At 60.4% G+C, this 21,929-nt stretch carries 25 protein-coding genes and 2 pseudogenes; 8 read left to right on the plus strand and 19 right to left on the minus strand.

The genetic code is table 11. The features are described 5' to 3' along the window. Positions 1 to 117: 117 nt before the first annotated feature. The 3 genes from M1B34_RS06780 to M1B34_RS06790 all read right to left on the minus strand — a co-directional run bounded on the left by M1B34_RS06780 (position 118) and on the right by M1B34_RS06790 (position 1,727). Positions 118 to 585 (minus strand): Panacea domain-containing protein, encoded by a 468-nt coding sequence (locus M1B34_RS06780; protein WP_145713397.1) that lies wholly within the window; start codon positions 583 to 585, stop codon positions 118 to 120. A gap of 1 nt (position 586) precedes the next feature. Further along, entirely contained in the window at positions 587 to 1,033 is a 447-nt protein-coding gene (locus tag M1B34_RS06785; protein ID WP_268264716.1) for a hypothetical protein, read from the minus strand. 166 nt (positions 1,034 to 1,199) lie between these two features. Beyond that, positions 1,200 to 1,727 (minus strand): hypothetical protein, encoded by a 528-nt coding sequence (locus M1B34_RS06790; RefSeq protein WP_268264717.1) that lies wholly within the window; start codon positions 1,725 to 1,727, stop codon positions 1,200 to 1,202. Positions 1,728 to 2,106: 379 nt separating this feature from the next. Here M1B34_RS06790 and M1B34_RS06795 point away from each other — a divergent pair, with 379 nt between their 5' ends. Then, positions 2,107 to 2,724, plus strand: a complete 618-nt coding sequence (locus M1B34_RS06795; RefSeq protein ID WP_145713392.1) for a hypothetical protein — start codon at positions 2,107 to 2,109, stop codon at positions 2,722 to 2,724. Between the two features lie 861 nt (positions 2,725 to 3,585). On the opposite strand, the gene M1B34_RS06800 is transcribed toward M1B34_RS06795, so the two are convergent. From M1B34_RS06800 to M1B34_RS06845, 10 genes and pseudogenes are all read right to left on the minus strand, one after another. Then, positions 3,586 to 4,386, minus strand: a complete 801-nt coding sequence (locus tag M1B34_RS06800; RefSeq protein ID WP_186452727.1) for an HNH endonuclease — start codon at positions 4,384 to 4,386, stop codon at positions 3,586 to 3,588. A 104-nt stretch (positions 4,387 to 4,490) separates the two neighbouring features. Beyond that, positions 4,491 to 5,342 (minus strand): annotated as a pseudogene (locus M1B34_RS06805) (YifB family Mg chelatase-like AAA ATPase); the annotation flags it as partial. Positions 5,343 to 5,456: 114 nt separating this feature from the next. Further along, positions 5,457 to 6,206: a phosphocholine cytidylyltransferase family protein gene (locus M1B34_RS06810; RefSeq protein WP_268262646.1), complete on the minus strand. Its 750-nt coding sequence runs from the start codon at positions 6,204 to 6,206 to the stop codon at positions 5,457 to 5,459. A 6-nt stretch (positions 6,207 to 6,212) separates the two neighbouring features. Continuing rightward, positions 6,213 to 6,851, minus strand: coding sequence for a gamma-glutamyl-gamma-aminobutyrate hydrolase family protein (locus tag M1B34_RS06815; RefSeq protein ID WP_268264718.1), 639 nt, complete (start codon positions 6,849 to 6,851; stop codon positions 6,213 to 6,215). After that, positions 6,848 to 9,244 carry a PEP/pyruvate-binding domain-containing protein gene (locus tag M1B34_RS06820; RefSeq protein WP_268264719.1) on the minus strand — a complete coding sequence of 799 codons (2,397 nt, stop codon included), beginning with the start codon at positions 9,242 to 9,244 and terminating at the stop codon, positions 6,848 to 6,850. Before M1B34_RS06820 ends, M1B34_RS06815 begins: the two co-directional genes overlap by 4 nt. Next, on the minus strand, positions 9,241 to 9,966 hold the full coding sequence (locus M1B34_RS06825; RefSeq protein ID WP_268264720.1) for a formyltransferase family protein: 726 nt from the start codon (positions 9,964 to 9,966) through the stop codon (positions 9,241 to 9,243). The genes M1B34_RS06820 and M1B34_RS06825 overlap by 4 nt, the downstream gene beginning before the upstream one ends. Then, on the minus strand, positions 9,963 to 10,568 hold the full coding sequence (locus tag M1B34_RS06830) for a hypothetical protein (RefSeq protein WP_268264721.1): 606 nt from the start codon (positions 10,566 to 10,568) through the stop codon (positions 9,963 to 9,965). The genes M1B34_RS06825 and M1B34_RS06830 overlap by 4 nt, the downstream gene beginning before the upstream one ends. Beyond that, complete coding sequence (locus tag M1B34_RS06835; protein WP_268264722.1) at positions 10,529 to 11,056, minus strand: adenylyl-sulfate kinase; 528 nt, start codon at positions 11,054 to 11,056, stop codon at positions 10,529 to 10,531. Before M1B34_RS06835 ends, M1B34_RS06830 begins: the two co-directional genes overlap by 40 nt. A 4-nt stretch (positions 11,057 to 11,060) precedes the next feature. Continuing rightward, positions 11,061 to 12,128: a CDP-glycerol glycerophosphotransferase family protein gene (locus tag M1B34_RS06840; protein WP_268264723.1), complete on the minus strand. Its 1,068-nt coding sequence runs from the start codon at positions 12,126 to 12,128 to the stop codon at positions 11,061 to 11,063. Positions 12,129 to 12,392: 264 nt separating this feature from the next. Then, positions 12,393 to 12,653, minus strand: a complete 261-nt coding sequence (locus tag M1B34_RS06845; RefSeq protein ID WP_123327797.1) for an accessory factor UbiK family protein — start codon at positions 12,651 to 12,653, stop codon at positions 12,393 to 12,395. A gap of 418 nt (positions 12,654 to 13,071) precedes the next feature. Between M1B34_RS06845 and glnK the strand changes: the two genes are divergently transcribed. The 4 genes from glnK (at position 13,072) to sutA (ending at position 15,846) form a co-directional block, all read left to right on the plus strand. Continuing rightward, positions 13,072 to 13,410, plus strand: coding sequence for a P-II family nitrogen regulator (glnK, locus tag M1B34_RS06850; protein ID WP_002555808.1), 339 nt, complete (start codon positions 13,072 to 13,074; stop codon positions 13,408 to 13,410). A gap of 33 nt (positions 13,411 to 13,443) precedes the next feature. Next, positions 13,444 to 14,781, plus strand: coding sequence for an ammonium transporter (locus M1B34_RS06855; RefSeq protein ID WP_123327796.1), 1,338 nt, complete (start codon positions 13,444 to 13,446; stop codon positions 14,779 to 14,781). Between the two features lie 213 nt (positions 14,782 to 14,994). Next, the gene (locus M1B34_RS06860) at positions 14,995 to 15,420 is read left to right on the plus strand and encodes a secondary thiamine-phosphate synthase enzyme YjbQ (protein ID WP_268264724.1); all 426 of its coding nucleotides are present in this window, start codon (positions 14,995 to 14,997) and stop codon (positions 15,418 to 15,420) included. Between the two features lie 102 nt (positions 15,421 to 15,522). Continuing rightward, positions 15,523 to 15,846 (plus strand): transcriptional regulator SutA, encoded by a 324-nt coding sequence (gene sutA, locus M1B34_RS06865; RefSeq protein ID WP_123327794.1) that lies wholly within the window; start codon positions 15,523 to 15,525, stop codon positions 15,844 to 15,846. Positions 15,847 to 15,970: 124 nt separating this feature from the next. Here the strand turns inward: sutA and M1B34_RS06870 are convergent, their stop codons facing one another. The 6 genes and pseudogenes from M1B34_RS06870 to lptM all read right to left on the minus strand — a co-directional run bounded on the left by M1B34_RS06870 (position 15,971) and on the right by lptM (position 20,561). Beyond that, the gene (locus tag M1B34_RS06870; RefSeq protein ID WP_268264725.1) at positions 15,971 to 16,675 is read right to left on the minus strand and encodes an HAD family hydrolase; all 705 of its coding nucleotides are present in this window, start codon (positions 16,673 to 16,675) and stop codon (positions 15,971 to 15,973) included. Continuing rightward, positions 16,675 to 17,569: pseudogene (gene xerC, locus M1B34_RS06875) on the minus strand (tyrosine recombinase XerC). Before xerC ends, M1B34_RS06870 begins: the two are co-directional and overlap by 1 nt. A gap of 2 nt (positions 17,570 to 17,571) precedes the next feature. Continuing rightward, the gene (locus tag M1B34_RS06880; protein WP_123327791.1) at positions 17,572 to 18,297 is read right to left on the minus strand and encodes a DUF484 family protein; all 726 of its coding nucleotides are present in this window, start codon (positions 18,295 to 18,297) and stop codon (positions 17,572 to 17,574) included. A gap of 13 nt (positions 18,298 to 18,310) precedes the next feature. Further along, complete coding sequence (gene dapF / locus M1B34_RS06885; protein ID WP_268262654.1) at positions 18,311 to 19,141, minus strand: diaminopimelate epimerase; 831 nt, start codon at positions 19,139 to 19,141, stop codon at positions 18,311 to 18,313. A gap of 4 nt (positions 19,142 to 19,145) precedes the next feature. Then, the gene (gene lysA / locus M1B34_RS06890; protein WP_123327789.1) at positions 19,146 to 20,393 is read right to left on the minus strand and encodes a diaminopimelate decarboxylase; all 1,248 of its coding nucleotides are present in this window, start codon (positions 20,391 to 20,393) and stop codon (positions 19,146 to 19,148) included. Between the two features lie 9 nt (positions 20,394 to 20,402). Continuing rightward, on the minus strand, positions 20,403 to 20,561 hold the full coding sequence (gene lptM, locus M1B34_RS06895; protein ID WP_020295979.1) for an LPS translocon maturation chaperone LptM: 159 nt from the start codon (positions 20,559 to 20,561) through the stop codon (positions 20,403 to 20,405). 239 nt (positions 20,562 to 20,800) lie between these two features. On the opposite strand from lptM, the gene cyaY reads away from it, so the two are divergent. The 3 genes from cyaY to rnk all read left to right on the plus strand — a co-directional run bounded on the left by cyaY (position 20,801) and on the right by rnk (position 21,923). After that, positions 20,801 to 21,133: an iron donor protein CyaY gene (gene cyaY / locus M1B34_RS06900; protein ID WP_123327788.1), complete on the plus strand. Its 333-nt coding sequence runs from the start codon at positions 20,801 to 20,803 to the stop codon at positions 21,131 to 21,133. A gap of 2 nt (positions 21,134 to 21,135) precedes the next feature. Beyond that, positions 21,136 to 21,369, plus strand: coding sequence for a DUF1289 domain-containing protein (locus tag M1B34_RS06905; protein WP_123327787.1), 234 nt, complete (start codon positions 21,136 to 21,138; stop codon positions 21,367 to 21,369). Between the two features lie 140 nt (positions 21,370 to 21,509). Continuing rightward, on the plus strand, positions 21,510 to 21,923 hold the full coding sequence (gene rnk, locus M1B34_RS06910) for a nucleoside diphosphate kinase regulator (RefSeq protein WP_123327786.1): 414 nt from the start codon (positions 21,510 to 21,512) through the stop codon (positions 21,921 to 21,923). Positions 21,924 to 21,929 lie beyond the last annotated feature (6 nt).

Genomic DNA, 21,929 nt, shown 5'->3' on the forward strand with positions numbered 1-21,929 from the left:
AAGCAGCAGTTCAGGAGGGACTGCAAACGTCCTGTTGCCAATTGCTGGTAATAGGAACTGTTTCCGGAGTGGGCATCAGCATCCGAGAAAACCCAGTCCGCCTATCGGTATTACACCTCACGATAGCTTCTTATACTCTTCAGCCTTACGCACCAAGTCCAGTTCGCTATATTTACCACTTGATATTACGGGGTACGTAGAGTAAACAAGCTTTATAAAGTCCGTGTAGTTTTTGTCTTTGGTCGCATTAATAACAAAATCCAGGATCTGAGAAGATTCTGCGTCGATATCTATCGCCTGTCCTTTGTCATGTAATTCTATATGGGTTTTTTTACCGCCAAACATGTTGCTCTTTATCGTGATGCTTATATTTTTATCTTTTTTCGCTTCTTGCAGAATTTCATCATTATATGGGCCATGATGATTAAAAAACCAAGCTATATTAGAAATCTGCCTCCCATTGCTAATGGCTTCTTTCCAGTCTGCAAGATATACCATTTTTGTTAATCTAGAGGCTGATAGTTCATCTGGATATGGATAATTGGTTAGAATGTATTTAATTATGTTCAATAGTTTATTTGTCATATTAAAATCCTTCCCGCTTAGCAAGCTCAAGATTAACCATGTGCGGCTTAAGGGCGTCTACAAGATTGGCGATCGTTCTAATTTCATTTTTGCCAAATTCATCCTTGATCGTTGAACCATTGGGGAGTATTTCGCTTGTCGACTCGAATACCATTATAGCAATAGAAGTGCTTTTGCTATTTTTAATGCGAATGCAATGAAAGGCTCTACTTTTCATGCCAATGAGTTTCAAAGTGTCTCGAGGGATTTTTGTGTCCGCAAGATTTGACGAAATCCATTGATTTAAATCGCGTTCTGGGTCTGGAAGTTTAGAAATAGAAAACTCGCCTCCTCTCCAAGCTTTGCCTATGAAGCCTGCTTCCTTCGGGTACATTCTTTTTGGGCGTTCTCTGTATTTTTCATCATCGGAGTGCCTACCAATACATCTAAAGTGCTCTAGTTCAAGCACGTACAAACTTATTCTCTCTGTATTTCCATAACGGTATTTTCTAAATGTGGAATAGAGATACTTGCTAAACATATCATAGCAATCTATCGACATCCCAGAGTTTCTGTCTTGCAGGTTACTATTTTCAGCCCGTAACTGCCTGTTTTGTCTTTTCAGGATAATGTCGCTAACTGAATTTGAGCAGAGGAGCCAAGCACCAAGAATGAACCCCGCAGCGGCAACTAAAAAAAGTTATAGTCTCAAGGCTGAACTGACCAAGTGCTGCTTCCCTCATAAACAGAGGGATCTTTCTCCTGACTAGTATTTTTACGTCATCACTCAAAGCTATGTAGCTAAAAATGAATGAAACCAGAATAGACGGTATGATATTGTAAGATGTCGCTTTGATTACTACTCTTGCGATCCAGTCACCAAGGTTTGTTCCAAAACGGTTTAATAACTTCTTGAAAAGCAGGAGTGTTTTTTCTATTTTTTTATCTGCCTCGGCTTCTATCTTTTGTCTTGATCCTTGGTTTTTTATTTTTCGGCTAATATCCGTTGACATTAACAAATTCCATTTGGTTTGCTTGAGGCAGTGGTGTAAATATTCCAACTCTAGTTGATTTTTCTTCTGGAGGAAATATCTTTGTCGGGATTTCAGCGTCTTTCCTGAGAAAACATGCGCATTTCGCCACAGGAAAACGTTGATAGACATATGATCGGCGCACTCAACCACCGAATGGATATAAGAATGTCGGCGCCCACCAGAGTGCAGCAAGGTGTGAAGTTAATTATCGCACGTCGAAGTCGAGAAGGGGGATCCTGTGAGCAATAGCTTTTACGTGTAATCACTTGTAGATCCGTGCAGCCTGTTGGTTGCATTTACTTCCAACTAGTTGCATTTATTGCGAAATGTCACACTAACAATCGTGACGGCCATAGCGTTCATGTATTTATCATGTCGATGTGCAGCGCCTGCTCAGCGCTGACCCTATCGGGCAGTGCGATCAGCGTGGGAGCATCTGCCACAACAAGCGATTTTGCACGGGAGTTGAAAATTCGGGGAGCTTCGAGATATTTTGGACAGGCTGTAAATGAACATCAGCATTTTTCCAGGTAGCTCAAAAATGAATCGCCCTGAAACCAACAATCCAGCTTTAGAGGAAGACACCGACAGTGTCAGCCCGGCTGCGTCGTGGGGTGAGAAGGAGGAAGCCCGCCAGATAGCGCTGCTCGAGGCAGTAGTACGCTTAGACCACATTCACCATGTTATTGACGAAATTACCGCCCCAAAGGAAGGCGATGACGACAGTACCCTAGTAAAGGGCCAAATACTTCCATTTAACCTTGAAAGCGAGTTGCGCTTTAGCTACCTCGATTACGCAATGACCGTAATCTGTGGTAGGGCGCTCGACCCCGGAAAGGCGGCAGGAACTCTAAGGAGAATCTCTCGCCGTGTATCTATGGAGCCTTGTGGGCTCATAGGCTGCTTGGAGTACGAACGCCGCTGTCCTACCCTGACTCTTCGCCAACTCCAGAAACAAGCGCTTACGGCAGCGCTCGCCATACTACGTCTCGACCAAGCAGCTAGGAACGCCAGGATCTCCGCACTGCTACTCAAAATGCTCACATCTGCAAATGCCGCCCGCTATGGCTTTCCCCTATTCGCCTATGGAGCCGAGCTCAGCGAGTATCGACACCGCCTCCGGTAATCCCTGCCTCTACATTGGGCACTGAAAAAGACTTGCTCTAAACAGACTTTCTTTTCAAAAGGGATACCCCTATGCACATTTATGTAATCGATCCTGAGCATGCCTCGGGTAAAACCATTCGTTGTGGCCACTGCTGGGATTGCGACGCAACGCATATTGAGCTTTCTCACACTGGTGAACATGACCCCAATGAGCATTTGGTGCTCTGTTACCACTGCGCATACCTCGCAGGCCTCAAGTTATGCCCAAGGTGCAATATCGACTCCACAGTAACTGTCGTGGCACACCATCTAGTCGTTGAGCTCATACCTATCCACGCCCCGTGGGAACTGGAAGTACATCCCCAGCCTCAGGTAATGAGCGCCGGCTAACCCACCCATGGACCTTGCGGGTCGGCCCAAGGCCGATCCGCAATATCAGGCGGACAACTGCACAGACTTGCCCGCCCATATGTAGCTGCCACTGACGGCGGGTATGCCAACCATGGTGGGGCCGCGGTGTACTCAGGTTCATCGCCAACCACAGCTGCACCCTGTTTGCTTGATACCGAATAGGATTCGGCGCACTGATTCTCACAAACCGGCAATTGGGATAGATCAATTGGGCTGTGGTATCCAGTTGATCCCATGGCGTTTATGGCTGCACCTGACGGGGGACGCTATCCGGGCACATAAATGCTTGGGCGCAGTTCGCAGCTTGCGGGAAGCGCCCTAGGATCAATCGATTAGTTTTTCAGTCGTATTAATTTCGAAAGCCGACAAGTTTTCGCTGTTTCGGGGCAAACTCACGGGGTGCAAAAATAAGCACCCGACCGGCTCCAGATGTCACGCGAGGATTGCCCACCAGCGCAAATTCGCCTTTCTACTGGTTCATCTTTTCCATCGCCTCATGGTGCTTTTGAATGAACTCAGCCGCTGGTGCTAGTGCGGGGTTTTTGGGAAGGAGCATCTGTTTCCCGTGTAAATCGACTGATACGACCTTATCAAAGTGGCTGTATGGTTCGTAGAGCATCTCCGGATCCACGAACTGGATTCGATGCGCCAGGTCTATCGTCATCCAGCCTTTATCGAATAGAGAGTGGTGAAGGCTATTCAGCAGGATGCCGTTGCGCACATCCAGGCGCTGTTCAGGTAAGCAGGACGACCACGGAACGATATGGCAAGCCTCCAGCGCCTCAGTGAAAGACATCCCGGTAAAAGCGCACCGGCGTCCGTAGCATTCGAGCAAGGCGTCGCGGAACATAACCTGAGCCATTCCCCTTGATTTGACCAAGCGCATCACATCGCCTGCGCTGCTAGGCGTGGTCGCCAGCTCGGTCACTATTTTTTCGTAGAGCTGCCCGTCAGCCGCAAAGGAGAACGGATTCTCAATCGACTGCCATTGGTGGTCGTAGACTGAAACGAGTCCTTCGGCTCGCCGGTCCAAATCGAAAGCAAAAAATCCGCGACCGATTCTTCCATTGCGGTCTGTAGCGAGAATGGTGATCGGTGGCAACCCTTCAGAAATGCAGTGCTCTTGTATAAGTTCAAGGACGTATTTGATTGGACGATGATGAATGCCGATCGCTGCACCTAACGCGCCATAGGTAATGGTGGTTCGCTGCGTTGCACAACTGATCAGAGTATTCCATGCGTGATAAGCGCGTTGTGCTTGGTTAACCATGGCACTGCTCCTTAAGGGTGAATGGAGATTTTTCATGGGTGAGGGAGCAATGGTGTACCTTGCCGGTCGCATTAATTTCAATTTTTTCGCATCTATTTCCAAAACCTACAGCCGCCACCCACCAGGGCTGCGGCAGAAGCCGAGTGGTGGGGCTGGCGAAACGGCCGTTGCGGCCAATGGCTCAAGGGCACGTGGCTGGTCACGGACTGGATGGCCGCAACCTCCAGGGCTTCCTGTTCTTCCAGGGGCGGCAGCAAACCGGGCAGGCGGCTGGCGAGCAGGGTCTTGCCGGTGCCTGGCGGGCCGCTGAACAGCAGGTTGTGAATGCCGGCGGCAGCCACCAGCAAGGCACGTTTGGCGGCTTCCTGACCCTGGACATCCTTCAGGTCGGGATAGGGCGCCTGAGCGCGCAGCAAACCGTTGGCGACAAAGGGCTCGATGGGGTTGTGGCCGTTGAGGTGGGCGGCGGCTTGCAGCAAGTGGTCGACGGCAATCACCCGCAGCCCCGAAGCCAGGCAGGCCTCCTCAGCGTTGGCTTGGGGCACCAGCAAGGTACGCCCGGCGTTGCGCGCGGCCAGGGCCGCGGGTAGCACGCCGCGCACCGGCCGCACCGCCCCGGACAACGCCAGCTCGCCGAGGCACTCGATATTCTCAAGGGCCAGGGTGGGCACCTGGACGCTGGCCGCGAGAATGCCCAGGGCAATGGCCAGGTCGAAACGCCCGCCGTCCTTGGGCAAGTCGGCCGGGGCCAGGTTGAGGGTGATGCGTCGTGCGGGGAAGTCGAAGCCTGAATTGAGGATCGCGCTGCGCACCCGGTCCTTGCTTTCCTTGACGGCAGTTTCGGGTAGCCCTACCAGGGTCAGGCTGGGCAGGCCGTTGGCCAGGTGGACTTCCACCGAGACGGCCGGTGCTTGCACGCCGACCTGGGCACGGCTGTGGACAATGGCCAGAGACATACTCGTTCCTTGAGGCTGTAAAACCGCGTCCTGCGGTTGCTCAAGCGTAGCCCTGGCAACGGGCCCTTGGGCCCGCTGACGCCTGGCAAATGTGCGCAGGATGTTGCGGGGCTATCAGCCTCGCCAGTCGTGGGACCAGCCGGGTTGGGCGATTCGCTGCTCGTAGAGAGCGATGTCCGAGGGGTTGTCCACTTCCACCCAGCCACCACGGATGGCTACGGTGGCGATGGCGATGCCGGCCTTGAGCAGGGCGCGCAGCAGGCTGGTCATGTCGAGCTTGTCGATCTGCGCGTCAGACAGGCCCGACAGCAACCTTTGGACCTGTTGCCAGCCCTGCGGGGTGAACTTCAGCAGGCCCATGTATTGCCCCTGGATGTCATCGCGGCTGGCCGCGGACTCACCGATGCCGAGCAGTTGCCCATGCGCCTGGCGAAAGGTTTCGGCATCGCTCAAGGGGTCGTCGAAGCGCGCCGACCACAGGTCCCACCAGGCCAGGTCATAGGTGATGCTCAGGTCGGCGGGCGAGCGCATCAGGTCCTGGATGATGTCCGGGCGGTAGACGATGTCGCCGTAGCACACCAGGGTCGGGGCGCTGGACAGCAAGGCGTCGGCCCGCATTAGGCTGCGCACCATGTTGCTGCTGGCCCAATGGGGGTTGTACAGCCGGCTGCTGCCGTAGCCTTCGAGGGCTTCGCTGCAATAGCCGCTGACCAGGTGCACCTCGTCGACACCGGCGCTGGCCAGGGCTTGCAGCTGCCACTCCAGCAACGGCTGGCCTGCCAGGCGGGTCAGGGGCTTGGGTTGCTCGGCGGTCAGGTCTTTCAGGCGGGAACCGCGGCCGGCGGCAAGAATTACGGCTCTCATGTCATTTCACTCAAATAGCCAGTGGCACAGTTGTCGATCGGATTCGTGCAGCACCGTGTCGCGCTCGGGGTGCCACATGATCCCGGCCAGCTTCAGGTGCCGATGCACCAGGGCTTCGCAGTGGCCCGCCGCGTCCACGGCCCAGGGGCGCAGGACCTCGGGTACGGGGGCGAGCAATTGCTGGCCATGAAAGGAATTGACCGAGCGCGACGGGGGCTGACCCTGCAGCCAGGGTAGCTCTTGCAGGGCGGCGGGCAGCAAGCTGATGGGATGCCGCTGGGCCACATGCACGGCGCGTTCGGCAGGGGCCAGTTGGCCGCCGAAGAAGCGTTGGATCAATTGCAGCCCGCGACACACCCCCAGCACCGGCAAACCCTCTGCCACGCAGTGGGCCAGCAGCGCGTACTCGCTTTGATCCCGCAGCGGGTCGCTGCCGATGTCGTCGCCGCCACTGAGGATCAGCGCTTCCACACCCTGGTCCCGGGCGTAGCTCACGCTGTCATCGCCCAGGCTGGGCAGCAGCAGCCACTGATTGGCGCAGCCCAGCTCGGCCAGCAACCGATACCAGTCCCGCGCCAGACCATCCCGGGGCTCGTGATAAGCCTCGGGGTTGCAGGTGCGCAGGGTGATGCCGATGCGTTTCATGGCTGCACCGGGTTCAGGGTTTTGTCGCGGCAATTGAGGGCGATGCGCGGGCTGCGCAGGATGCGGTTGAACAGTTGTTCGCCGCAGCCAATGGCCGCCGGAATACCGAACTCGGCGCAACGGATGGCCATGTGGGAGTTGGCCCCGCCGTATTGGGTGACCAGCCCGGCGATGCCCCGGGTGAACACCCAGTCATAGCCGGGGTCGGCATTTTCGATGCAGATGATCTTGCCCTTGAGCGGTGCCGATGCCGGCGTGTCCTGCCGTAGCTCCAGGCCCATGGCTTCGACATTCTGCCGGGTGATGAAATTGGGCAGGCTGCGATGCAAAGGCGCCACGAACACGTCGTCGACCGCGCTGATCAGGTGCCCGAGCTTCAGCGAAATGCCCTGTTCGTAGCTACGCCGAGCTTGGTTGGCGGACTCCAGCAGCACCCGGTCGATGTCATCCATCAGTGGCGCGGTCAGGCTGTCGAGCAGGCTGTGGATATCCAGGAACGACAGGTCTTCCCGGGCCAGGCCGACGTCGGCACCCCACTGCACCAGCAGTTGCAGGGCATCGGACAGGTCACGGGTGAACACCAGCTTGGCGTACTCCCGGGCCTGGATCGCCTGGCTGGCGTAACTCAGCAGTTGCTCGCTCGACAGCGGCCAGTGCTGCTCGTCCACCAGTTGTTGCAAGGCCTGTTGTTCCGTCGACGACAGCTGGAAGGGCGCCTGTTGCTCCGGGCTGGGGTGCAGTTCCACTGCCGCGGCGGCGAACAGGTCGTGACGTTCGTCATAGCGCAGGGAGGTGATGTCGTAAGTGCCGGGGCGCAGGTGGCCGAACTTGGCCACAAAGGCCGGCAGCGCCCGGGCGTCGGCGCAGACCTGGGCATAGTCGCGGGTCAGTTCGGTGGTCACGGTATGAATCGACTGCTTCCAGGCCAGCAGGCGCTCCTGGCTCAGGGCGCCACGGCGACAGGCCGAGCGCATCAGGGCCTCGGCGATGAAGGCGTGACGGGCGAGCATGGCAAACGGCACGGTGCCCTGTTCGCGGCAGTCCAGCAGCAGGCGCTGGATGCTGTCCAGGTCGGCGGGCAGGGCTTCCAGGCGTCGCTGTTGCTGGTGCCGTTCGTGAGCCCGCACCTGCTCCAGCAGGGGGCCAAGGGCGCCGTCACCGCTGCCGCTCAGGGCCTGCCGCGTCAGTTGCTCCAGGGCGCGGCGATAAGTCAGTTGCTCGGCGGGCGTCAGGAGGTTGCCGTAGCGCTCGGCGAAGTCGCTGTCGAAGGTGAAGTCCAGGCAGGTCGGGACGATCTCGAACTCGACCTTGTCGTGCCACTGCGGGTGCGCTTGCAGGCGTTGCAGCCAGGCGTTGACCAACGTGTTGCACAGCGCCGGCTCAAGGCCGGCCGGCAGGAACGAGTTGAAGCTGCAACGCACGTCGATGTACGGGTGGTGGCCGAGCATCACCATCAGCGCTTGATGTCGCGGATGGTGATAGCCCATCAGGGCTCGGGCCTCACGCCAGCTAGCGTCCGTCACCAGCCAGCGATACAGCGACGCCGCCAGGGGGCGCGGGGTGGTGCCGATGATCTCTGCGGGGTTCCAGTCGGGCATGACCCCGAGCAAGGTGCTGTCGCCGTACAGACCCGCCCGCGGGCCCAGGCGTTTGCCCAGGAAGTGCCGGATGTGTTCCAGCTGGCGCGCGACCCGGCGTTCGGTGACCGGGTGCCAGGTGTTGCACAGGGTGATACGCCGCACCTGCAGCACATACACCTGCTGGTGAAGGTCCACGGCGAATTCGATGTCCAGGGGCACGGCGCCGCACAGGGCTTCGAGTTCCCGGCAGGCCTCGAGCACGGCCTGCAGGCGCGGCGAACGCAATTGCTCGCCCTCGGTGTCGCGGTAGATCAGTACGGTTTTCTGGATGCCCAGCCCGCCAGTGATGGTATCGGTGAGCCCGCTCTCATCGTCGTAGTTGATGACGTAGTAGGGCGCGCCGTGCTCCAGGTCGTGGGTCATCACCACGCCACTCATCTGGATCGAGGTCAGCATCGGCTGGATCAGCACCTGATTGTCTTCGCTGGGGTGCTCGGCGAAGGACGCCATCACCTGTTCGATGGCCGCGCTGAGGGCTTGGGGATCGCTGGCGCACACATTCAGGCAACTGGCGAACAGGCCCGCCATGGAGCTGTTGAAGCCGTCCTCATTTTGCGCGCTGCTGCGCACGATCACACAGCCGCCATGCTCCATGCCGGCGATGTTTTGCAGCACCTCGGCAGGCCGGTCTCGCCACTGCCCGGCGGTAAAGAAATACAGCGGCAGGATCTGCGAGCGGGTGACTCGCGGTAGCAGGCGCTCCAGGGTTTCGGATTTAGTCCCGAAACGGATGCTCTGTGCGGTGCCGCTCATGGCGTCTCCTCGGCGCGATCCACCGCCAGCAGTGCCAGGTGTTTGAGCAGCGGGTGAATGATGAAGTAGGGCGGCTGTTCGGCCTCGGCCGGCAGGGCCTGCAGGGCTTCGGGGTCGTGGCGCCAGCGGGCCAGGACCCGCACCAGCAAATCGGCGCGGATGGCGTTGTCGTACAGGTAGTCGATGTCCATGCCCGCCGGTGGCAAGGGGTATTGCTGGCGAGCCACCACCGGCCCGGTGTCGATCTGTTCGTCGAGAAGCAAGGCGCTGGCGGCGCATTGGCGTTGTTCGAGCACCTGGTAATACAGGGTGGTGCTGCCACGGTAGTCCGGCAGCCAGCCGGAGTGGATGTGCAGCACCGGCTGGCGTCGCAGCAGGGCCGGCGGTACCAGTTGGCCGCCGTAGCCGGAATACACCAGCAAGTCCGGCGCCTGGCGCTCCACGCAGGCCAGCAGCTCGGCGTCGTCCAGGGCCTGGGCGGCGCAGACTTCGTGGGGCCACTGTAGGGCGTTCAGGCAGGCGTCGAGGTCCTGGCTCAGGTCAGGGCAGAACAGCCCCGGCAGCGGCCGGACTTGCAGGTCGCGGGTGGTCTGCAACGGGCCGCCGCCTGCGCCATAGACAATCACCGACGCCGGTTGGATGCCCGCCGCCGCCAAGCCCTGCAGATAAGCCACAGAGCGTGCGGTGTAGGCACATAAAATGACCAGACGGGGGGGGCTCATAGGCCGACCTCCGCAGCGAGGGTGCCGAGCACGTGCTGTTCTTCTGCCAGCAGCCAGGCCAGGTAGGCGCCCTGATCCGCTGTCAGGCGCGCCTGCTGCGAGACCAGGGTATCCGTCAGTTTGAGCAGGGCGCTGAGGTAGTACGCCGCGCCGCTTGCGGCCCAGCCATGCAGCATGCATTCGGCCAGCAACAGGTAAGGCAGCAGGTCTGAATAGGGGCTGTGGGGCTGCGGGCGATGGGGGGCGGCGGTTTCATAGCACTCGTGCAGGCGCTTGCTGACTTCGAATTTTTTCAGCAGGCGAGGCAGCCAGTAGGCGACCCGGGGGCTGAAGGTGCTGCGGTCGGCCCGCAAGTCCAGGCACAGTTGGCTGAGCAGTGTGGCGCTGTCGGTCGTGGCTTCCGGCCCCGGGTCTGCCAGCAGCAGCGGTACCGGCGCGGGAAGTTGTCCACAGGCTTGCAGGCGCGAGGCGCGCCAGGCCTCGACAAAGGGTGCGCCCTGGTACGTGCTGTAGCGATAGGTCTGCGGCGTGGCCAGCAGGTCGCCGGTGCTGTAGGGGTAGTTCAGCATGACGACGGATACCCGCACAGAAGACGAAGGCATTCCACGTAACCCGGAAGGTCATCGGGGTTGTGGCGATTATGCAGGACCAGGTCCGGGCGTTGCGGCGGTGGGTAGGCGATGTCCATGCCCACCACATTGCTTTGTTCGCCGCGCAGGGCGGACTGGTACAGGCCTTTGTTGTCACGGCTGACCAGGGTGCTTAAAGGCACATCGACAAAGACTTCCTTGTAACTGGAGAAGCGCTGCCGGTTGTCGTCGCTGATGTCCTGGAAGATCGACAGGATGCAGCACACCACATCGATGCCCTGGCTATCGAGCCAGCCGCACAGGGCCTGGATGCGCTCGGCATTCACCCGCCGCCCGGCGATGCTGTAGGCGTCGGCCCGCTGGTCATGGCGGAACAGCGCGCGGATTTCGTCGCCGTCGACAAACACGGTTTGCGGCCGCTGCGCCTTCAGGCTGGCATACAGGGCCCGGCCAATGGTGGTTTTGCCTGCACCCGACAGGCCGACCAGCCAGATCACCATGACGTCATCCTTGTTTGATTAAGGTTTCGATGTTGCGCAGCGCCAGTACTGCCAACTCTGCAGAGAAACCATAGCTGGGCGCAAAGTAATGGCGGCGCAGGCGTTGGCGCACGGCAGCCTGTTGTTGCCAGAGCTGGTCGTCGGCCAGGCGTTCCGCCAATTGCCAGCGGGTATCCGGGTCGAGGCTGAAAATGTCGTTGCGCAGCAGGATGTCGGGCGAAGCGTCCCCCGTCAGCTCATCCTGTTCGGCGCCAGGAACATTCAACAACAGCAGGTTCTTGTCCAGGTACAAGGCGCCGAAAGCGGTTCCACCGTAGTCGCACACCACAAAGTCGGCGCAACGGAACAGCTTGAGGTTGTCGTAGACCCACGTGATCACCGCAGTGAACGGGTACTGCTTGAGCTGCTCCATGGCCCCGGCGTCGGCTGGTGCCTCGGCGGACAGCGGATGGGTTTTGACGATCACGTTGTAGCGTTCGCACAGCCCGGCCATGGCGTCGGCGTAACGGCTGATGGACGACAGCTCCAGCCAGGTGGGCAGCCACAGCACGGTTTTCTTGGTCGGGTCCAGGTTCAGGTCGACCGGCACCGTGCCTTGCAAGGAGGTGTCGCGGAAGTAGGCGTCGTAGCGCGGATAGCCCATCTGGAACGGCACCGCGTCGCAGCACTCGCGCAAGCGCTCGGCCTGCCAGGGGCCGAAGCACAGGATCAGGTCGTAATGGGCGTTCCAACTGGCGAAGTTGTGCTTGGCCTTGCCCAGGGCATACATGAACCGCACCTGGCGGTGGCCCAGGGCTTTGGTCAGCGGCTGGGAGCGGTGGGTGTACATGCTGTGGTTGGACACCACGATGTCATAACGATGGGCGGCGTCCAGCACCTGCTCGCTGTCATGGCAGTGGTAGCCGAGGCCGCCGATCAGCTCGCGGCTTTTGGCCCGTTCTTGCGGGCTGCCGTGCAGCACCACGTCGAAGCCGTCGGCACCGAGCAACTCCCAGACCGCCTGGTAATGGTTGAGCATCTCGGCGGCATGGACGAAGAACGCCAATCGGCTGAAGGGTTTCGGCGAGGTCATAGGGCTACCTGTTGCACAACGGAAAGTCGGTCGGGGTCAGCGGCGCGTTGCAGCGGCCAGCGCATTCTAAGCGGATGTCGGCCAGGTGTGTTCCGGCAGGCGACGGTGCTGTTGAACGGTGGCGGCGAGTGCTGAGCAGGTTATCGGCGGGGGCGAAGGGAAATGAACGGATCGGGCGGAAAATCTTCGCCCGGGGGCAAGGCTCAAGCGGCGGTTACTCTGCACCGCTCTCAAGCCTGCCCCTGGAGCGCGGGGCCTGGCGGGTTACTGCTCGCTGGGATTGAGCTTCGCTTCCAGCTCGGCGACCTTGGCTTCCAGGCTTTCCAGGCGGGCGCGGGTGCGGGCCAGGACCACCATCTGGCTGTCGAATTCTTCCCGGCTGACCAGGTCCAGTTTGCTGAAGCCGCTCTGCAGGAGGGCCTTGAACTGGCTTTCGATTTCATTGCGGGGCAACGGGCTGTCATTGCTGAACAGGCGGGAGGCGTGGCCGCTCAGGGCGTCGAGAAGGTCTTTGGGCGCGAGCATGGGAAGGTCCTGAAATCAGATGGGCCGCAGTGTATCACGCAGTGTCTATAGTCATTCCTGTCGGCACGGCTGCACGCTTTTCGAGCATCCGGCCGGGCGGCTGCGCACCGTTGTTGTGCGTATCCGCGGCAGTGATGGCAAACAAGTAGCGATGCAGCCGGGCAAGGGACTGAAATCATGGGTTTTTCCCGAGCTGGCAAGGTTTCTGCTTAGTGCCTAGTGACCCATGCACTGATGCAGTCGCTGTGACGAATGCAGTGCAGCAGGCGGAGCGGGGAAGTGTTTCGTCAGGAGTGGTTTGCTGGCGTCGGTCTGGCTGAGTAGGGCCGACGATGCGTTACAAAGCCAGGCACTGCGCTTAGACTTGAGTCGGGTTTGTTTTCCTGGGGCAAGTCCACCAATTCGGGAGAGAGTTTTCATGAAGCTAGTCACTGCCATCATCAAGCCGTTCAAATTGGACGATGTGCGCGAGTCGCTGTCCGAGATCGGCGTGCAGGGCATTACCGTCACTGAAGTCAAAGGCTTCGGCCGGCAGAAGGGTCACACCGAGCTGTATCGCGGCGCGGAATACGTGGTCGATTTCCTGCCCAAGGTGAAGATCGACGTCGCCATTGACGACAAGGACCTTGATCGGGTTATCGAGGCGATAACCAAGGCAGCCAACACCGGCAAGATCGGTGACGGCAAGATCTTCGTGGTCAATCTGGAACAGGCTATTCGCATCCGTACCGGCGAAACCGATACCGACGCAATCTAAGCCGCCAAACCCAACGCCCCAGGAGAAAACAATATGACTCTGCGTAAAACCGCAGGGCTAGGAGCCCTTTTGTCCCTCGTAATGCCTGGCCTGGCCATGGCGGCAGACGAAGTGGCGGCCCCAGTCCTCAATTCCGGCGACACTGCCTGGATGCTGACCTCCACAGCCCTGGTGCTGTTCATGACCATTCCCGGCCTGGCGCTGTTCTACGGCGGCATGGTGCGCTCGAAAAACATTCTTTCCGTGCTGATGCAGTGCTTCGCCATCACCGGCCTGATCAGCATCCTGTGGGTCATTTATGGCTACAGCATTGCGTTCGACACCACCGGCATGGAACAGGGCGTCGTCAACTTCAACTCGTTCTTCGGCGGCATGGGCAAGGCATTCCTAGCCGGTGTCACCCCGGCCAGCATCACCGGCCCAGCGGCGCTGTTCCCTGAGGCGGTGTTCATCACCTTCCAGATGACCTTCGCCATCATCACCCCTGCGCTGATCGTCGGTGCCTTCGCCGAGCGCATGAAGTTCTCCGCCATGCTGATCTTCATGGGCGTGTGGTTCACCCTGGTGTATGCGCCGATCGCACACATGGTCTGGTCCGGCAACGGCGGCCTGATGTGGGACTGGGGCGTCCTGGACTTCGCGGGCGGCACCGTGGTGCACATCAACGCCGGTATTGCTGGCCTGGTGGCGTGCATCGTGCTCGGCAAGCGTAAAGGCTTCCCAACCACGCCGATGGCTCCGCACAACCTGGGTTACACCCTGATGGGCGCAGCAATGCTGTGGGTGGGCTGGTTCGGCTTCAACGCCGGTTCCGCCGCTGCGGCCAACGGCACTGCCGGCATGGCGATGCTGGTGACTCAGATCGCTACCGCTGCTGCCGCACTGGGCTGGATGTTCGCCGAGTGGCTGACCCACGGTAAACCAAGCGCTCTGGGCATTGCTTCGGGTGTGGTAGCCGGCCTGGTGGCCATTACTCCGGCAGCCGGCACCGTGGGCCCGATGGGCGCTCTGGTGATCGGCCTGGCCGCTGGCGTGGTGTGCTTCTTCTGCGCCACCAGCCTGAAACGCAAACTGGGCTACGACGACTCCCTGGACGCCTTCGGCGTGCACGGTATCGGCGGTATCCTCGGCGCGATCCTCACGGGCGTCTTCGCTGCACCTTCCCTGGGCGGCTTCGGCACCGTGACCGACATCGCGGCCCAAGTGTGGATTCAGTGCAAAGGCGTAGGCTTCACGGTGATCTACACCGCGATCGTGACCTTCATCATTCTCAAGGTGCTGGATGCCGTCATGGGCCTGCGTGTCACCGAGGAAGAAGAAGCGGTCGGCCTCGACTTGGCGCAACACAACGAGCGCGGTTACAACCTGTAACCCCCGCCCGTCAAAAAATGCCCGGCTTGCCGGGCATTTTTTTGCCTGGTGTTTGTCATTCCAGGAGTGGCTGAAAGGTTTTTTCTACGACGCTATCCAGTGTTTGTCGTAGGGATTTTCCCCAGGCCAATTGCTTACAGCAAAGCGGGAATATTAGGCTCTTTGTTTTTTCCCTGAGCGCGCTAGAATGCGCGCCGAAGCGCGGAGAACTCTATGTGGCAACAGACTCTGATTACCCTGCGGGCAAGGCCCCGGGGCTTTCACCTGGTGACCGACGAGTTGCTCGCCGGCCTGCCCGAACTGAAGGCATGCCGAGTGGGTTTGTTGCACTTGTGGCTGCAACATACCTCGGCCTCGTTGACCGTCAACGAGAATGCCGATCCGGCGGTTCGGCGCGATTTCGAACGTTTTTTCAATACCCTGGTGCCGCAAGGCGTGGCAGGGTTTGAACATGACGACGAAGGCGCGGATGACCTCCCGGCGCACTTCAAGGCCAGTTTGCTAGGCTGTCAAATCAGCCTGCCGGTGTCGGCGGGTCGCTTGGCGTTAGGCAGCTGGCAAGGTGTTTATCTGGGCGAGCATCGTGATCATGGCGGTGCTCGTAAAGTCCTTGCCACCTTGCACGGTGACAAGGCTTAAGCCGCTGCCTGGCAGCGGATGTTGATTTTTTTCCAGCAGCCTTCGACAGTCGGCTCAGCTGGGCTATAACTAATCTGCTTTTCGCAAGTCATGAGGTAGAACATGAGCGACGATGATCTGGAAAACGACGACCTCGAAGTAGGCGACGAAGAAGAAACCGAAGAAGGTCTTGAAGCGGCCGCCGAGGATGTAGCGGAAGACGACGGCAGTGATGTTCCTGCCCCGACCGCCAAAGGCAAGGCCAAGGCTGCGGTCTCGGTAGACGAGCTGCCAAGCGTCGAGGCCAAGAACAAAGAGCGTGATGCACTGGCGCGTGCCATGGAAGAGTTCCTGGCCCGTGGCGGTAAAGTGCAGGAAGTCGAGGCCAACGTGGTCGCCGATCCGCCCAAGAAGCCTGACAACAAGTACGGCAGCCGGCCTATCTGAGCCTGCCTACCTGCTTGCTGAAAAAACCCGCCGTCGCTGCGGGTTTTTTCATGGGCGCGTGCGGAGTAAATGGCGCCGCGTGGCGGCGATCACGAGCAAGCTCGCTCCTACAGAACGAGCTGCATCAGGTGCCGCTGTGCCAGCGACCCAGGAGTGCTGGCAGTTCTTTGAGGCTGCGAATCTCGGCATCAGGGGCGCGTTCGGCTTCCCAGGTCTTGCCCGCAGGATTGAACCAGATGGCACGCAAGCCCGCTTGCTGGGCGCCGGCAATGTCGTCACCGGGGTGGTCGCCGATATGCACCGCGGTATCCGCCGTGGCCTGGCCCCGCTGCAGGGCTTCGTGGAACAGCCGCGAATCCGGCTTGGCGATGCCGATGTCTTCGGCACACAAGGCAAACTTGAAGTAATCCGCCAGGCCCAGGCGGCGCACGTCGGCGTTGCCGTTGGTGACCACACCCAGGGCGTAGTCATTGGCCAGGGCTTCGAGGGTCGGGTGTACCTCGGGAAAGATTTCCAGCTGGTGCCGGGCATGCAGGAAGACTTCGAAACTCTGGTCGGCCAGTTGATTGGCCTGAGCATGGTCATAGCCGGCCTCTTCCAGGGCGTGGAACAGCACCCGGCGACGCAAGGCACTGATCCGGTGCTTGAGGCTCGGCTCCAGGCCCAGCACCCGTTCGCGAATCGCCCACAGGTGTTCCACCGGCACGCCGCCCAGGTTTGGCGCGTGATCGGTCAGCCATTGGCGCAGCGTGGCTTCGGCGCTGACGATCACGGGCGCGGTGTCCCACAGGGTGTCATCGAGGTCGAAGGTGATCAGTTTGATCGTCATTACTCACCGCCTTTGGTGCGTTTGGCCCGTGGATGGGCGCTGTCGTAGACCGCCGCCAGGTGCTGGAAGTCCAGGTGGGTGTAGATCTGCGTGGTCTTGATGTCCGAGTGGCCCAGCAACTCCTGCACGGCGCGCAGGTCCTGGGAGGATTCCAGCAGGTGGCTGGCAAAGGAGTGCCGCAGCATGTGGGGGTGCAGGTTCTGCCCCAGCTCGCGAGCCCCCGCCGCCTTGACCCGCAGTTGGATGGCCCTTGAGCCCAGGCGCCGGCCTTGCTGGCTGACGAACACCGCCCCGTCTGGCGGGTTGCTCAAGTCCCGCAGTGGCAACCACTGTTCCAGGGCCTCGCGGGCTTTGCGGCCCACTGGCAGGACCCGGGTCTTGCTGCCTTTGCCATGCACCTGCACCAAGCCGCCGGCCAAGTCCAACTGATCCAGGTTGAGGCCGGTCAGCTCGGAAAGACGCAGACCGCAGGAGTAGAACAGCTCCAGCATCGCTTGGTCTCGGTGGGCCAGAAAGTCATCTTCCACGGCGCCGTCGAGCAGTTGCAGGGTGCGGTCGGTGTCCAGGGTCTTGGGCAGGCGCCGTTCGCCCTTGGGTGGCGCCAGGCCATTGGCTGGGTCGTGATCGCACAGGCCTTCACGGTTCAGGTAGTGGTACAGGCCGCGCACGGCAGACAGCAGGCGCGCCAGGCTGCGTGAGGACTGGCCTTGCTGATGGAGGCGGGCGATCAGGCTGCGCAGGCTTTGGATATCCAGCTGGCCAGCTGCCGACCTGCTGCTTTTGGCAGTAGGCCAGGACCTTGTTCAGGTCGCGGCGATAGGCTTCCAGGGTATGGGGCGACACCTGGCGCTCACTGCGCAGGTGCTCGCAGTAGGCGTCCAGTTGCCGTTCCATGGTCAGCGTACCGAGCGCAGCGAGTGGGTGAACCGCGGCAGTACGCGGCCCAGGACTTCGGCGATGTAGCTGAGGAACAGGGTGCCCACCGAGCTTTTGTAGTGCTGCGGGTCGCGGCTGGCGATGGCCAGGACGCCATGGACGCCTTGATGGGCCAGGGCGACCACCGCGGTAGAGCCGATTTGCTTGCGTTGTTCTTCGCCAAAGAGGAAGTCCAACTCATGTTCGCGCAGGGTGCCGCAGATGCTTTTGCCCTCCGAAAGCAGGCCGCCGATGGCTTCCTGGGCCTGGGCCGCGGTGACCCAGCGACCCACCGGCATGGCGCTGTCGTTGAACAGGATCAGGCTGACGAAGGGCACCTGGAAGTCCTGGCGCAGGCTGTCTTCGACGCTGATCACCAGGTCTTCGAGGCTGGTGGCGTCCATCAGCGCAAGAATCAGCCGGCGGGTCTTGTCGAACAGCCGATCGTTGTCCCGGGCCACATCCATCAGTTGCGAGAGGCGGTGACGCATTTCGATGTTGCGCTCGCGCAGGATTTTCATCTGGCGCTCCACCAACGAGACGGTGTCACCGCGCTGGTGGGGAATACGCAAGGCCGGGAGCAGATCGTCGTGTTCGACGAAGAAGTCCGGATGAGCCTCCAGGTACGCGGCAACGGCCGCCGCCTCCAGGCTGTCGGAAGGTGATTCGTCGGGCTGTTCGGCTGGCACCTGAGGCTTATCGGTCATGGGGTTCGCTCACTCATAGACGGACCTGTCCTTCGTATACGCGGACTGCCGGGCCGGTCATCATCACCGGTTGGCCGGGGCCTGCCCATTCAATGGACAGGCGCCCGCCTGGCAGGTCGATCAATAGTGGCGAATCCATCCACCCCTGGCTGATCGCGGCCACTGCTGCAGCGCAGGCCCCGGTGCCGCAGGCCTGGGTTTCCCCGGCACCGCGTTCCCAGACTCGCAGCTGTGCGCGCTGACGGTCGATGACCTGGAGAAAACCGACGTTGACCCGGGCCGGAAAGCGCGGGTGATGCTCGATTTTCGGGCCCAGCTCATGCACCGGTGCGTTGTTGATGTCATTCACCCGCAGCACCGCATGGGGGTTGCCCATGGACACGGCTGCCAGCTCGACGCTCTTACCGTCCACGTCCACTGCGTAGCTCTGGGCCTGGGCCGGGGCTTCGAAGGGGATGTCGGCCGGTACCAGGCGCGGGGCGCCCATGTTGACGCTGATCTGGCCGTCATTACGCACGTCCAGCTCAATGATGCCGCTCTTGGTCTCGACGCGGATCTGGCGCTTGGCGGTCAAGCGCTTGTCCAGCACGAAACGGGCGAAACAGCGGGCGCCGTTACCGCATTGCTCCACTTCCGAACCATCGGAGTTGAAGATCCGGTAGCGGAAATCCACCTCCGGGTTGCTCGGTGCCTCAACGATCAGCAACTGGTCGAAGCCGATACCGGTGTGGCGGTCGCCCCATTGCTTGGCGTGCTTGGGCAGGATGTGCGCGTGCTGGCTGACCAGGTCGAGAACCATGAAGTCATTGCCCAGGCCGTGCATCTTGGTAAAACGCAGCAGCATGGTTTTACTCCGGCAGCAGGCTTTCGCCAGCGAACAACTCGGCTACCGTCTCGCGGCGACGCACTTCAACAGCCTGGTCACCATCTACCAGCACTTCAGCGGCACGGCCGCGGGTGTTGTAGTTCGAGCTCATGACAAAACCGTAGGCACCGGCGGAATGCACGGCCAGCAGGTCGCCTTCCTCCAGGGCCAATGGACGTTCCTTGGCCAGGAAGTCGCCGGTTTCGCAGATCGGGCCGACGATGTCGTAAGTGCGCGGCTGGCTGTCGCGCGGGCGTACGGCACTGACGTCCATCCAGGCCTGGTACAGCGCCGGGCGGATCAGGTCGTTCATAGCCGCATCGACGATGGCGAAGTCTTTGTGTTCGGTGTGCTTGAGGTACTCGACCTGAGTCAGCAGTACCCCGGCGTTGGCCACGATAAAGCGGCCCGGTTCGAAAACCAGGGCCAGGTCGCGACCGTCCAGGCGCTCACGCACGGCCTTGATGTAGTCGCCGGCCAGAGGCGGCTCTTCGTCGCGATAGCGCACGCCCAGGCCGCCGCCCAGATCGATGTGGCGCAGGTAGATGCCGCACTCACCGAGACGATCCACCAGGCCCAGCAGGCGATCCAGGGCATCGATGAACGGGTCGAGGGTGGTCAGCTGTGAACCGATATGGCAGTCGACACCGACCACTTCCAGGTTGGGCAGTTGGGCGGCGCGGATGTACACGTCTTCGGCGTCGGCAATGGCGATGCCGAACTTGTTTTCTTTCAAACCGGTGGAAATGTACGGGTGGGTGCCGGCATCCACGTCCGGGTTGACGCGCAAGGAGATCGGCGCGCGAACACCCAGCTCGGCCGCCACCACTTGCAGGCGCTCGAGTTCGTCGGTGGATTCGATATTGAAGCAGTGCACGCCGACTTCCAGGGCACGACGCATGTCGTCACGGGTCTTGCCGACACCGGAGAAGACGATTTTGTCGGCGCTGCCGCCAGCGGCCAGGACACGTTCCAGTTCGCCACGCGAGACAATGTCGAAACCGGCGCCCAGGCGCGCCAGGACATTCAGCACTCCAAGGTTGGAGTTGGCCTTGACCGCGAAGCAGACCAGGTGAGGCATACCGGCCAGTGCATCGGCGTAAGCCAGGTACTGGGCTTCGATGTGCGCACGGGAGTAGACGTAGGTCGGGGTGCCGAAGCGCTCGGCAATGGCGGACAGCGCTACGCCTTCCGCGAACAGCTCGCCGTCGCGGTAGTTAAAAGCATCCATGGTGTTCCCTTAGTAGGAGTCGTGCTTATGCGATTGCGATTGCGACTTCGCCTGCTCTTCAGGGGATTTGCTGTCATCAGGCAGATACAGCGGGCCTTTCTGGCCGCAGGCAGTAACAAGGCAGGCAACCGCGACGAGCGCAGCAAGGGAAGAGATCAGGCGCTTCATGGCGAAATCCTTGAGAATGCGTAAATTGCGCCCGAGTATACCGGCCACCCGGCAGCTTGCCTATGCGACTCAACTCCCGTCCGGCGGGCCTTTGCCTACGGGGCGTGGGCCGCTTGGGCGGGGTGCGGGAGGAGGGGGTGCCCCAGTTGCCCCTGTGGTCGGTATCCTTTGCATTCGCCGGGATGCGCCCGTATCTTGCGGCGCTTGAGCGTGAGTAGACACTTTTTGAGGTTCCCGCAATGAGTTTGACTGAAGCCCGTTTTCACGACCTGGTCGATGCCACCCAGCAGACGCTGGAAGACATTTTTGAAGACTGCGACCTGGACATCGATCTGGAGAGTTCGGCCGGTGTGCTCACCGTCAAGTTCGAGAACGGCAGCCAGGTGATCTTCAGCCGCCAGGAACCCCTGCGTCAGCTGTGGCTGGCCGCGCGCTCCGGTGGTTTCCACTTTGACTACGACGAAGAGAGCGAGCGCTGGATGTGCGACAAGAGCGAAGAGCAACTGGGCGAAATGCTCGAGCGCATCGTTCTGCAGCAGGCCGACATCAAGCTTGAGTTCGAAGGGCTCTGAGCATGAGCCAGGCCGCCCCGGTTCGTCCTCCAAAGCCGCTCTACAGCAATGTCAGCCCGGCTGTGGGGTCGCCCTGCATCAGCCTCTGCCGACTGGATGAAGAGAAGGTCTGCCGCGGCTGTTTTCGCCATGTGGAAGACATCCGCGAGTGGCGCTCGGCCGATGATGAGCGTCGCCGAGCGATTTGTGCCCAGGCACTCACGCGCAAGCAGGCCGCCACATCCAGCCCCGGCTAGCGGAACGGCCGTGCGGTTTGTTTATTGATGGTGCTGTGGTAGTGTCCGGAAACGCCTCGCCACACCGAGGATGTCGAGAACCCCGTCTTATTTGGCGGGGTTTTGCTTTTTTGTGCAGAAAAAAGGAGTCAGCCTGGATCATGAGCACTGCCCCTTCAATCATTCTTACCCGCCTTGACGTGCAGCGTCTGGAGCGCCTGATCGACAGCCTGGATGACACGCTGCCGGGCGTTATCGCGCTGCAAACCGAACTGGACCGCGCCGAGACCCTGGTGGGTCACGATGAAGTCCCGGCGGGTGTCGTTACCATGAACTCCCGGGTGCACTGCCGCGAAGAAGGCAGTGGCAAGGATTACCACCTGACCTTGGTCTACCCCCAGGATGCCAATGCCGACGAAGGCAAGATTTCGATCCTGGCCCCGGTCGGCAGCGCCTTGCTCGGCCTGCAGGTTGGCCAGCACATCGACTGGCCGGCTCCGGGTGGCAAGACCCTGAAGCTGGCCTTGCTCGAAGTGGAATACCAGCCGGAAGCCGCAGGCGACTTCCACCTCTGATTGACG

Origin of the sequence: Pseudomonas morbosilactucae, assembly GCF_023241715.1 — a bacterium.
Lineage (GTDB): Bacteria > Pseudomonadota > Gammaproteobacteria > Pseudomonadales > Pseudomonadaceae > Aquipseudomonas > Aquipseudomonas morbosilactucae.